This is a genomic window from Peptoniphilus indolicus ATCC 29427 (assembly GCF_000227315.1).
GTDB classification, from domain to species: domain Bacteria; phylum Bacillota; class Clostridia; order Tissierellales; family Peptoniphilaceae; genus Peptoniphilus; species Peptoniphilus indolicus.
Genome location: NZ_JH165066.1, coordinates 2,392 through 13,097, shown reverse-complemented (window position 1 = coordinate 13,097; position 10,706 = coordinate 2,392). Strand labels below are relative to the sequence as shown.

Here is a 10,706-nt window from a genome sequence, read left to right as displayed (position 1 = left end):
GAAAAGTTTGGAAAAAATAGAATTACTGGCACCGGCAGGAGATTTAAATAAACTTTATACTGCAATAGATTATGGTGCGGATGCTGTTTATTTAGGTGGAGAAAGCTTTGGGCTTAGAAAAGCTTCGAAGAATTTCTCTATAGAAAATATAAAAAAGGGTGTTGAATATGCTCATGAAAGAGGAAAAAAAGTTCATGTAACTATGAATATAATACCTCATGAAGATGATATAGTTGGGGTGGAAGAATATGCGAAACAACTGGAAAAAATAGGAGTAGATGCAGTTATAGTTTCTGATCCAGGTATGTTTATGAGAATAAAAGAAGCAACAAATTTACCTATTCACATATCTACACAAGGTTCTGTAACTAATTCATCTACAGTTAATTTTTGGGCTAAAATGGGCGCTGAAAGAGTTGTATTGGCTAGGGAATTATCTTTGAAAGAAGTTAGAAAAATTGTAAATGAAGTAGGAAATAAGATAGAAATAGAAACTTTTGCTCATGGTGCGATGTGTATGTCTTATTCTGGGAGGTGTTTGCTTTCTAATTATATGACTGGTAGAGATGCAAACCAAGGTGATTGTTCTCAAGCTTGTAGGTACAAATATTATTTAGTTGAAGAAAAAAGACCGGGAGAATATTTCCCTATAGAAGAGCATGAAGAAGGTTCATTTATTCTAAATTCAAAGGATTTATCTATGATAGAACACATAGATGATTTAATAGAATCTGGAGTAGCTAGCTTAAAAATTGAAGGTAGAGTAAAGAGTGAATATTATTTAGCAACAGTAATAAGAAGTTATAGAATGGCTATAGATGCTTATTATGAAGACCCTGAAAATTATAAATTTGATTCTTCGCTGTTAGATGAGATTAAGAAAGTAAGCCATAGGGATTTTACTACTGGATTTTTTTATGGGAAGGCAAATGAAGATTCTCAAGTCTATACCGATAATTCATATATTAGAGGGTATGATTTTGTTGGAATAGTTTTAGAATATGATAAAGATACTAAACTTGCAAAGATAGAACAAAGAAATAGAATCTTTAAAGGAGAATCTGTAGAAATATTCGGACCATCTGTTAAACACTTTACTCAAAAATTAGAATATATGACAGATGAAAAGGGAAATGAAATAGAAGTGGCAAATAAAGCTAAACAGATTTTTTATTTAAAGCTTGACAAAGATGTTAAGCCAGGGTATTTATTGAGGAAAGAGATATGAGAGAACCAATTATTATAGGTATAGCAGGTGGCTCAGGTTCTGGAAAGAGCACTGTAACAAATGAATTAGTGTCAATGCTTGATACTGAAAGAGTAACTGTAATAGAAGAAGATAGTTATTATAAAGATCAATCAAATTTGCCATTTGAACAAAGAGTCAAGACTAATTATGACCATCCTTTTGCTTTTGACCATGATCTTTTAATTGAACATTTAACTAAGTTAAAAAACAAAAAGAGTATAGAAAAGCCAATTTACGACTATGAAGTTCACAATAGAAAAAAGATAACTGAAAAAGTTGTGCCTAAAGAGGTAATAATTTTAGAGGGAATACTTATTTTAAGTGAAAAAGAAATAAGAGATTTATTGGATATAAAAGTTTTTGTTGATACAGATAGTGATGTTAGAATTATAAGAAGAATTTTAAGAGATATGAAAGAGAGAGGTAGAAGTTTAGATTCTGTAATATTACAGTATATGTCAACAGTAAGGTCTGCACATCTTCAGTTTGTAGAGCCATCTAAGAGATACGCTGATATAATAATCCCTGAAGGTGGATACAATAAAGTTGCAATAGATCTTATATACTCTAAAATAAAAAATTCTTAGATGAAGAATAATTTAATTTGACAAGTTATTGAATATAAAGTATAATATCAGTATTGTTTAAGTAGAAGTCCGCTTCTCACCTTACGACTTAAAGTTTTGAGGTTGTTTAAGAATTGATTTTGTATTCTTGCGGGTTTCTATGCCCGCTTTTTTATTGTAAATTTTTGCATGGAGGTGCTAGTATTAAAGAACTTCAAATTAATGAAGAGATTAGAGATAAGGAAGTTAGATTAGTTGATGACGAAGGTAATCAAGTTGGAGTCGTTCCTAGAAGTAGGGCTTTAGATATGGCTTTTGAAAAGAAACTTGACTTAGTCAATGTCTCGCCTAACTCTAAACCACCAGTATGCCGTATCATGGATTACGGAAAATATAAGTATGAAATGATAAAGAAAGAAAGAGACTCTAAAAAGAAACAACGTGTAATAAATATAAAAGAAGTTAGATTAACTCCAAATATTGAAAAACATGATTTAGAGACTAAAGTAAAGCATGCTAAAAAATTTCTATCAAATGGGGATAGAGTAAAAGTCGCAGTTCGATTCAGAGGAAGAGAAATGGGACATACTGAAATTGGAAAAGAAGTTTTAGACAGATTTGTTGAAATGGTTTCAGAAAGTGGAACTGTGGATAAAAAACCTAAATTGGAAGGTAGAAACATGATCATGTTTTTAGCTCCAAATAAAGAAGAAAATTAGGAGGATTATACTTATGGGAAAAATGAAAACTCATAGAGCATCAGCAAAGAGATTCAAGAGAACCGGCTCAGGAAAGATAAAAAGATACACAGCATACAAAGGGCATTTAACTGGAAAGAAAACAGCTAAAAGAGTTAGAAGTCTTAGAAAATCACAAACAGTTAGCAAAGGTGATCAAAGAAGAATTGATCACATGATTCCATAGGAGGTAAATATAGATGGCTAGAATTAAGAGAGCGGTTAACGCTAAAAAAAAGCATAAAAAGATTTTAAAACAAGCTAAAGGATATTTCGGAGCAAAATCAAAGTTATTCAGACCTGCTAATCAAGCAGTTATGAAATCACTTAACTATGCGTTTGCTGGTAGAAAGCAAAGAAAAAGAGATTTCAGAAAATTATGGATTGCTAGAATAAATGCTGCTGCAAGATTAAATGGAATGAGCTATTCTAAATTTATTTCAGGACTTAAGAATGCAAATATAGAAGTAAACAGAAAAATGCTATCAGAAATGGCGATTAATGATCCAAATGGCTTTGCAGAACTTGTAAAAGTTGCAAAAGGTGAATAATTAAAGAAAAGCGTGTCTTGAAGTGAATATTTTAAATTCAAAGTTCCATTCTTTAATGTATAGGTTATTTCATAATCCACCAATGATTATAGGATTAAGTTTCTTATTTGTAATATTATTTGGTGCAGTGCTTTTAAACATGCCTGAGGCAAGTATATCGGGAGAGCGAATTGGATTTGTAAATGCTCTTTTTACAGCCAGCTCAGCAACTTGTGTAACAGGACTTATTGTTGTTAACACAGCATCGTATTTTTCAGTTATGGGTAAGGTTGTAATATTAGTCCTAATACAAATTGGTGGAATGGGTACAATGGTGTTATTTTCACTAATAGCAATGTTATTTAATTTTAAAATTGGCTTGAAAGAGAGAATTTTAATTAAAGAGCAGTTGAATCAAGATACATTAACAGGACTAGTAAAACTTACTAAATCTGTAATAAAGATAAGTTTATTTATAGAATTAGTTGGAGCTATTGTTTTATCCATAAGATTTATACCTATTTATGGTATGGAAAAAGGCATTGCCTTTTCCGTATTTCATTCAATATCTGCTTTTTGTAATGCTGGATTTGATATAATAGGTAGTTCTCTTATGAGTTATCCAACCGATTTGATATTAAATCTTACCATATCAATCTTAATTATATTAGGAGGGTTAGGATTTACAGTTTTTAGAGATATATTAAGAAAAAAGAGTATTAAACATACTAGTCTTCATACAAAAATGGTTTTGATTGTAACCTCAATACTTTTGGTAATAGGTACAATATTGTTTTATTTAATTGAAAATAAAGGTACATTAGCCAATTATGTTGGAACTGAAAAATGGCTTATATCGTTTTTTCAATCGACAATATCTAGAACGGCTGGTTTTAACTCTGTAGATATGGCTTCAGTTCACTATTCTACAGCAGTTATATTAATGATTTTGATGTTTATAGGAGGTTCACCAGCTTCTACAGCAGGTGGATTAAAAACAACGACTTTTGGAGTTATTTTAGCTACTACAATATCTGTTTGTAAGGGAGAAAGAGATGTAGTTTTCTTAAAGAGAACTATACCAAGAGATACAGTCTCAAAAGCAATAGCAATAACTGTAATTTATTTAGGAGCAGTAATAATAACTACGCTACTAATAACAATAGTAGAAATAGATAAATTTAATTTATTAGATGTACTATTTGAGAGCATTTCGGCTTTTGCAACAGTTGGCATTTCAAGGGGTATAACTCCAGAACTATCTACGGCATCAAAAATTATTATTACAGTTTCAATGTATTTAGGTAGAGTAGGTCCTGCAACTTTAGCTGTTGCAATTATGAAAAGTAGAAAAACTATACTTTATAAATATGCAGAAGGTGATATAGTTGTTGGCTAGGAGGATTTATGAAATCATATGTAATTTTTGGTTTAGGTAGATTTGGATCTACGGTAGCAATAACTCTTTCTGAGTTAGGATATGATGTTTTGGCTGTAGATTCAAATTTTGACAGAGTACAATCTGTTGCAGATAAAGTTACCACAGCTATGCAAGTAGATATGATGGATGAAAATGCAACTGAAAATTTGGGATTAAAAAATTTTGATGGAGCTGTTATTGCAATAGGTGAAAATTTTGAAGCGGCAATAATGTCATCAATTGTAGCTCAAGAGGCTGGAATACCTTTGATAATAGCTAAAGCTAATACTGTAAGACAAGGCACAATTTTACTAAAGGTTGGGGTAGATGAAGTTGTTTATCCTGAAAAAGACATGGGGTCTAGAGTTGCATATAATTTAACCTCAAAAAATTTGCTTGATTATATACAAATTTCACAAGAATTATCAATAGCTGAAATTAGAGCACTGCCATCGTGGTGGGATAAAACTATTGAAGATTTGGAGATTAGAAATAAATTCAAAATTACAATATTGGGAATTGAAAAAAATGGTGAAGTTGAAGTAAACCCAGCACCAGATACAGTTCTTAAAAATGATGATATTTTAATCATTGTGGGTAAAGATGAAGATATAAAGATGGTTGAGAAAAAGTCTTAGCTTGAAACTAAGTGTATAATTAAAGTAGTTTCCTAAATAAGGAGGTAAATTTCATGATAACTATAGAAAAAGTAGACTATGTAATGAATGTTACTGGAGCTGAGTATCAAGTAGTTAAAAATGCTTTACTTGATTCAGATGGAGATGTTGAAAAAGCAGTTGAAATCATAAGAGCTTCTGTAAGTAATTACAAATATAATGAAAAAGAAAAAGATGAATTCTTTAAATTTGAGGATATTAAATTTGAAGACATTAAAAGAGCTATAAAAGATATTTGGAACACTACAAATGCAACAAAAATTTTAGTTGAAAAAGATGGCGAAACAGTGATTAATATTTCTCTTACTGCAGCATCATTAGGAGCAATTTTAGCTCCAATTGCTACATTTATAGGGATGGGCTCAGGACTTATAGCTGATTATGATTTTAAAATTGTTACAGCTGATAAGGAAGAGATTAATATTAAAGAATATATATTAAATATGAAAAATAAGTAAGGAGAAGTAAAAATGCAAAAAGACATTCAACCGGAATACAAAGAAGTGACAGTTACTTGTGCTTGTGGAAACACATTCAAAACAGGTTCTGTAAAAGAAGATTTAAAAGTTGAAATTTGTTCTGCATGTCACCCATTCTTCACAGGTAAGCAAAAAACTGCTGAACACGGTGGACGTATAGAAAAATTCAACAAAAAATATAGACAAAAATAAAAAATGGTTAGCAAAAGCTAACCATTTTTTATAAATAGGAGATAAATATGAACACTAAAACAGCATTTAAGACAACCATAGGTGGGCAGGCTCTTATAGAGGGAGTTATGATGAGAGGTCCGTCTAAAATAGCTGTAGCAGTTAGAAAACCTACGGGAGATATAGAACTTAAAGTAGAAAAGGCTAAAGATCTCTCAGAAAAATATAAAATATTAAAATTACCTATCTTAAGAGGCGCTTATAAATTGATAGATGCAATGATAGTAGGTGTTAACGCCTTAATGTTTTCTGCATCTTTTTGGGATGAAGAAGAAAATAATAAGAATAATAATTTAGAGGTATTTACAACAGTTGCAGTTTCTATGTTATTAGCTGTGGGGATATTTATGGTGATTCCATCAGTAGCGGCTGGATTTCTAAAAGATTTTTTTTAAGTCTTCAATTGCTTTAAATCTATTTGAAGGAATATTGAGATTACTCATATTTTTTATTTATATTAAATATATTTCCAAATTAGATGATATAAAAAGGGTATTTGAATATCATGGAAGTGAGCATAAATCAATTCATTGTTATGAATCTGGAGAAGAACTTACTGTAGAAAATGTTAAAAAATATCCCATAGAACATCCAAGATGTGGAACCAGTTTTTTATTTATGGTTATGATTATAAGCATAATAGTTTTGTCTTTCTTTGGATGGCCTAATCCTATTGTGAGAATATTGACAAGAATTTTAGCGATGCCACTTATAGCTGGTATAGCATATGAGGTTAATAGATACATAGGGAAAAGTGATTCTGGAATTTGCAAAATAATAAGGATACCTGGGTTAAAGATTCAACAAATAGCAACAGTTAGAGAACCTTCAGAGGATATGATAGAAGTTGCTGTAACTAGTTTAAAAGCAGTTCTTCCAACAGATGGAGAAAGTGATTTATGGAAATAAGTGAAATTTTTAAATTAGGAAAAGAATATTATCTAGATAGTCAATATGCTGATGTAAATAGAGAAATAAAAATGATTATTTCTGAAGTGTTAAACCTTGAAGAATCATACATTACTGTACATGATGATATTGAAGTAAACTCAGACGATGAAAAAAAGATTTTTGAAATTTTAAATAGAAGAAAAAATGGAGAACCTCTACAGTATATATTAGGACATCAGTTTTTCTATAAACATGATTTTGTAGTTGATAAAAATGTTTTAATTCCAAGATACGATACTGAAATTAGTGTTGAAACAATTTTAAAAGCTATAAAGAAAAATGATAGAGTCTTAGAAATTGGATGTGGAACAGGTTGTGTTTCTATAAGTATAGCTTTGGAACGTAATTATGTTAAAATAGATAGTATAGATATTTCTGACTATGCAATTGAAAATACTTTAAAAAATGTACGAAAATATAATTGTGAAAATATAAAAGTGTTTAAAAGTGATATTTATCAAAATGTAACTGATAAATATGATATTATTTATTCTAATCCTCCATATATACCAACAAGGGAAATAGAAAAATTACAAATAGAAGTTCAACGTGAACCTATATTGGCATTAGATGGTGGTTGCGATGGATTAAGTATTTATAGAAGAATAATTAAAGATTTGGATAAATACTTAACAAAACAAGGTTTTTTAATTTTAGAGATTGGTTATGAGCAAGCAAAGGACATTACAAATTTATTAGGAGATTATAATACACTGGTTTTAAAAGATTTGTCCGGACATGATAGAGTTGTAATAGCTACAAAGGGAGATATAGATGTACGAAAATTTAGAAGCTTTTGAGGAAAAATTTAAAAGTTTAGAGCAAGATTTAATGGATGTTAACATAATAAGTGATTCTAAAAAGTATCAAAAAACAGCCATTGAACATGCAGAAATTGAACCAATTGTAAATAAATATAGAGAATATAAAACTCTAGTTAAAACTATAAAAGACAATAAAGATATGTTACGTGATAACATAGAAGATGAACTTAGAGATTTAGTAAAAGAAGAGTTAAAAGATGCAGAAGATAAGCTTGAGGGAGTTGAAGAAGAACTTCGTATATTATTGATACCAAAGGACCCTAATGATAACAAAAATGTAATCATGGAAATTAGGGCCGGAGCAGGAGGTGATGAAGCAGCTTTATTTGCAGGAGTACTCTATAGACAATATGTCAGATATGCAGAAAGACAAGGTTGGAAAACAGATATCATGAATACTAATGAAATAGGTATTGGTGGATATAAAGAAGTTGTCTTTATGATAATAGGTAAGGGAGCATATTCAAGGTTAAAATATGAATCAGGAGTTCATAGGGTTCAAAGAGTTCCTGAAACAGAATCATCCGGAAGAATTCACACTTCTACAGCTACTGTTGCGGTACTTCCAGAAGTTGAGGATGTAGAAGTTGAAATAGATCCAACAGAAATAAAATTTGATGTGTTTAGAGCTTCAGGTAATGGAGGACAATGTGTAAACACTACAGACTCTGCAGTTAGACTTACTCATATTCCAACGGGTTTAGTAATCAGTTGTCAAGATGAAAAGAGTCAGTTAAAGAATAAAGAAAAAGCACTAAAGGTTTTAAAAACAAAATTATATGATTTAAAAATGAGAGAACAACAAGGTGAATTGTCAGATCAAAGAAGTGCTCAAATAGGAACAGGTGATAGATCCGAAAGAATCAGAACATATAATTATCCTCAAGGTAGAGTAACAGACCATAGAATTTCTTTAACATTGCATAAGATAGACCAGATAGTAGATGGTGATATTGACGAGATAATAGATGCTTTAACAAGTGCCGAACAAGCTGCAAATATAAATAAAGCATAATTTAGCTCAATATAGCAATCTATATAAACATATTTTAATTTAAAAAGATGTTTTATAATTAAGACATCTTTTTTCTATAGATAGAAAATTTTAAATAAACTCTAAGTTATAATAAAAATGTAGAATTTTAGACTATTTGAATATATAATAAATGTGTATGAATGAACAACTGTAAATAGGAGGTAAAATTATGAATCATATGACAAGTGATAATTTAAGATCAGCTTTTGGTGGAGAAAGCCAAGCCCACATGAGATATAGAATCTGGGGTAACTTAGCTAAAAAAGAGGGTTTTGAAAACATAGCTAGACTTTTTGAAGCTACTTCTGATGCTGAACAAGTACATGCTACATTGCATTTCAATGCTCTTAGAGATGTAGCTGGAGATTTTCCTGTAACTTCTATGGCTGGATTTGGAATTGGTACACTTAAAGAAAACCTTGAAGGGGCTAAAGGTGGAGAAGTATTTGAATATACTCAAATGTATCCAGCGTATATAGCTGTTGCTGAAATGCAAGAAGAAAAAGAAGCAGTTAAAGCAATGAGATTCGCAATTGAAGCTGAAAAAATACACGCAGAAAGATATCAAACAGCAATTGAAGCTGTTGAAGTTGGAAAAGATCTTGATGTAGAAAAAGTATTACTTTGCCCAGTTTGTGGATACATCGGATTTGAAAATGTAGAAAAGTGCCCTCTTTGTGGAGCAAAAGGTTCTATTTTCGTAGAATATTAATTAATATTAACTAAGGGTTTGAGTATAGAAGTTCTACACTCTTTTTTAAAAGCTCTAAAATATCTGTTGGGGAGTAAATCTCTAACAGATATTTTTGTCTTGAATTTATAATCTAAGTGCAACAAAAAATGATTCATAGTTATCTGATAAAATAGTATTTGAAAACAGAAATAAAAAATCAGGAGAAACTATGAATCACTATAATCATTTTACACTAAAAGAACGAGAAATTATAAAACATTATTTGGATATTGGAAAAAATCAGTCTGAAATAGCGGTACTATTACGACGAAATAAATCTTCAATTTCTAGAGAGCTAAAAAGAAATAGTTTTAATGGAGAATATTTTCCTTGTGATGCCCATTCTCTTTATCACCATAGAAAACATAGCTGCAAGCCTAAGAAAAAGTTAGATAATCCTGTTCTATTAACATGCGTGAAAAATCTTTTTCTAAACCATCAGTGGTCTCCTAAACAAATTTCTGCACGATTAAAAATGGAAGGTTTTTCATACACAATCAGCTATAACACAATTTATAGAGGAATCTATAATGGTTTATTTGATGAATCGGGACAAATAGAGGAGCTATACGTAAACTTAGGCACAGAGGAAAAAGTCGCCATACAAAAAATTATGAAGAGAGAAGAGGTAAAATTGTCATTAGTAATTTAATTACATATAGACCTCAGATAACTAATAACAGAGGACGTCTAAGAGATTGGGAAGCTGATACTGTATTAGGACAAGTAGGAAAAGCATGTTTAGTTACCCTAACAGATAGAAAAAGTAGATACTTGCTTTGCAAGAAGATTTCAGAGAAAAAATCTACAGAAGTGAAGAATGCGATGATTGAACTACTAAAAGATCACTCCGTAGAAAATATAACTCCAGATAGAGGAAAAGAGTTTTCAAAACATCTACAGATTAATAAAGAACTACATTTGGTCAAATTTTATTTCCCCTTTCCACATCATCCTTGGCAAAGAGGAACTAATGTAAACACCAATGGTTTATTAAGAGAATATTTTCCTAAAATAAAAGATATCGATCAAACAGATGAGTACGTTGAATCTAAGGTGCAATAAATTAACTTACTACCTCGCAAATGCTTGAATTGGAAAACTCTTTATGAAGTATATCATTCAACAGAGTTGCACTTGATTTGACAATTTAAGCAAGAAATAAATGAAAATCAAATAAAAATGCTTTGTTCATTAAAGTTTTTAGAAAATAATGAAAATATAATATTTCTTGGAAATAGCGGAGTTGGAAAAACTCATTTAGCAACATCGA

Annotated in this window: 14 protein-coding genes and 2 pseudogenes; all 16 read left to right on the top strand. The window is 30.4% G+C overall.

Annotation, left to right across the window (positions count from 1 at the left end; all coding sequences use genetic code 11):
- The first annotated feature begins 7 nt into the window (after window positions 1-7).
- On the top strand, window positions 8-1,228 hold the full coding sequence (locus HMPREF9129_RS09010; protein ID WP_040553014.1) for a peptidase U32 family protein: 1,221 nt from the start codon (window positions 8-10) through the stop codon (window positions 1,226-1,228).
- Window positions 1,225-1,836 carry a uridine kinase gene (gene udk / locus HMPREF9129_RS09005; RefSeq protein ID WP_004822772.1) on the top strand — a complete coding sequence of 204 codons (612 nt, stop codon included), beginning with the start codon at window positions 1,225-1,227 and terminating at the stop codon, window positions 1,834-1,836. The genes HMPREF9129_RS09010 and udk overlap by 4 nt, the downstream gene beginning before the upstream one ends.
- A gap of 164 nt (window positions 1,837-2,000) precedes the next feature.
- Window positions 2,001-2,534, top strand: coding sequence for a translation initiation factor IF-3 (gene infC, locus HMPREF9129_RS09000; protein WP_004822770.1), 534 nt, complete (start codon window positions 2,001-2,003; stop codon window positions 2,532-2,534).
- 13 nt (window positions 2,535-2,547) lie between these two features.
- Window positions 2,548-2,739, top strand: coding sequence for a 50S ribosomal protein L35 (rpmI, locus tag HMPREF9129_RS08995; RefSeq protein ID WP_004822767.1), 192 nt, complete (start codon window positions 2,548-2,550; stop codon window positions 2,737-2,739).
- Between the two features lie 13 nt (window positions 2,740-2,752).
- Window positions 2,753-3,103, top strand: a complete 351-nt coding sequence (rplT, locus tag HMPREF9129_RS08990) for a 50S ribosomal protein L20 (protein ID WP_004822765.1) — start codon at window positions 2,753-2,755, stop codon at window positions 3,101-3,103.
- A gap of 22 nt (window positions 3,104-3,125) precedes the next feature.
- Complete coding sequence (locus HMPREF9129_RS08985; protein WP_040553012.1) at window positions 3,126-4,481, top strand: TrkH family potassium uptake protein; 1,356 nt, start codon at window positions 3,126-3,128, stop codon at window positions 4,479-4,481.
- A gap of 8 nt (window positions 4,482-4,489) precedes the next feature.
- Entirely contained in the window at window positions 4,490-5,140 is a 651-nt protein-coding gene (locus HMPREF9129_RS08980; protein ID WP_004822763.1) for a potassium channel family protein, read from the top strand.
- A gap of 53 nt (window positions 5,141-5,193) precedes the next feature.
- Window positions 5,194-5,637 (top strand): DUF4342 domain-containing protein, encoded by a 444-nt coding sequence (locus HMPREF9129_RS08975; protein ID WP_004822761.1) that lies wholly within the window; start codon window positions 5,194-5,196, stop codon window positions 5,635-5,637.
- Window positions 5,638-5,649: 12 nt separating this feature from the next.
- On the top strand, window positions 5,650-5,850 hold the full coding sequence (rpmE, locus tag HMPREF9129_RS08970; RefSeq protein ID WP_004822760.1) for a 50S ribosomal protein L31: 201 nt from the start codon (window positions 5,650-5,652) through the stop codon (window positions 5,848-5,850).
- A 47-nt stretch (window positions 5,851-5,897) separates the two neighbouring features.
- Window positions 5,898-6,284, top strand: a complete 387-nt coding sequence (locus HMPREF9129_RS12520) for a DUF1385 domain-containing protein (RefSeq protein ID WP_004822759.1) — start codon at window positions 5,898-5,900, stop codon at window positions 6,282-6,284.
- A 34-nt stretch (window positions 6,285-6,318) separates the two neighbouring features.
- A complete protein-coding gene (locus tag HMPREF9129_RS12515; protein ID WP_004822756.1) occupies window positions 6,319-6,798 on the top strand; it encodes a DUF1385 domain-containing protein in 480 nt (159 codons plus the stop codon).
- Window positions 6,789-7,640 (top strand): peptide chain release factor N(5)-glutamine methyltransferase, encoded by an 852-nt coding sequence (gene prmC, locus HMPREF9129_RS08960; protein WP_004822755.1) that lies wholly within the window; start codon window positions 6,789-6,791, stop codon window positions 7,638-7,640. The genes HMPREF9129_RS12515 and prmC overlap by 10 nt, the downstream gene beginning before the upstream one ends.
- Window positions 7,615-8,679, top strand: coding sequence for a peptide chain release factor 1 (gene prfA / locus HMPREF9129_RS08955; protein ID WP_004822753.1), 1,065 nt, complete (start codon window positions 7,615-7,617; stop codon window positions 8,677-8,679). The genes prmC and prfA overlap by 26 nt, the downstream gene beginning before the upstream one ends.
- Before the next feature lie 190 nt (window positions 8,680-8,869).
- Window positions 8,870-9,412, top strand: a complete 543-nt coding sequence (locus HMPREF9129_RS08950; protein ID WP_004822752.1) for a rubrerythrin family protein — start codon at window positions 8,870-8,872, stop codon at window positions 9,410-9,412.
- A gap of 190 nt (window positions 9,413-9,602) precedes the next feature.
- A pseudogene (locus HMPREF9129_RS12910) lies at window positions 9,603-10,579 on the top strand (IS30 family transposase).
- A 15-nt stretch (window positions 10,580-10,594) separates the two neighbouring features.
- A pseudogene (locus HMPREF9129_RS11145) lies at window positions 10,595-10,706 on the top strand (ATP-binding protein); the annotation flags it as partial.

Excerpts from the sequence above, each read along its gene's own strand:
- udk (WP_004822772.1), top strand. The coding sequence starts at position 1,225 with ATGAGAGAACCAATTATTATAGGTATAGCAGGTGGCTCAGGTTCTGGA.
- rpmI (WP_004822767.1), top strand. The coding sequence starts at position 2,548 with ATGGGAAAAATGAAAACTCATAGAGCATCAGCAAAGAGATTCAAGAGA.
- rplT (WP_004822765.1), top strand. The coding sequence starts at position 2,753 with ATGGCTAGAATTAAGAGAGCGGTTAACGCTAAAAAAAAGCATAAAAAG.
- HMPREF9129_RS08980 (WP_004822763.1), top strand. The coding sequence starts at position 4,490 with ATGAAATCATATGTAATTTTTGGTTTAGGTAGATTTGGATCTACGGTA.
- HMPREF9129_RS08975 (WP_004822761.1), top strand. The coding sequence starts at position 5,194 with ATGATAACTATAGAAAAAGTAGACTATGTAATGAATGTTACTGGAGCT.
- rpmE (WP_004822760.1), top strand. The coding sequence starts at position 5,650 with ATGCAAAAAGACATTCAACCGGAATACAAAGAAGTGACAGTTACTTGT.
- HMPREF9129_RS12520 (WP_004822759.1), top strand. The coding sequence starts at position 5,898 with ATGAACACTAAAACAGCATTTAAGACAACCATAGGTGGGCAGGCTCTT.
- prmC (WP_004822755.1), top strand. The coding sequence starts at position 6,789 with ATGGAAATAAGTGAAATTTTTAAATTAGGAAAAGAATATTATCTAGAT.
- prfA (WP_004822753.1), top strand. The coding sequence starts at position 7,615 with ATGTACGAAAATTTAGAAGCTTTTGAGGAAAAATTTAAAAGTTTAGAG.
- HMPREF9129_RS08950 (WP_004822752.1), top strand. The coding sequence starts at position 8,870 with ATGAATCATATGACAAGTGATAATTTAAGATCAGCTTTTGGTGGAGAA.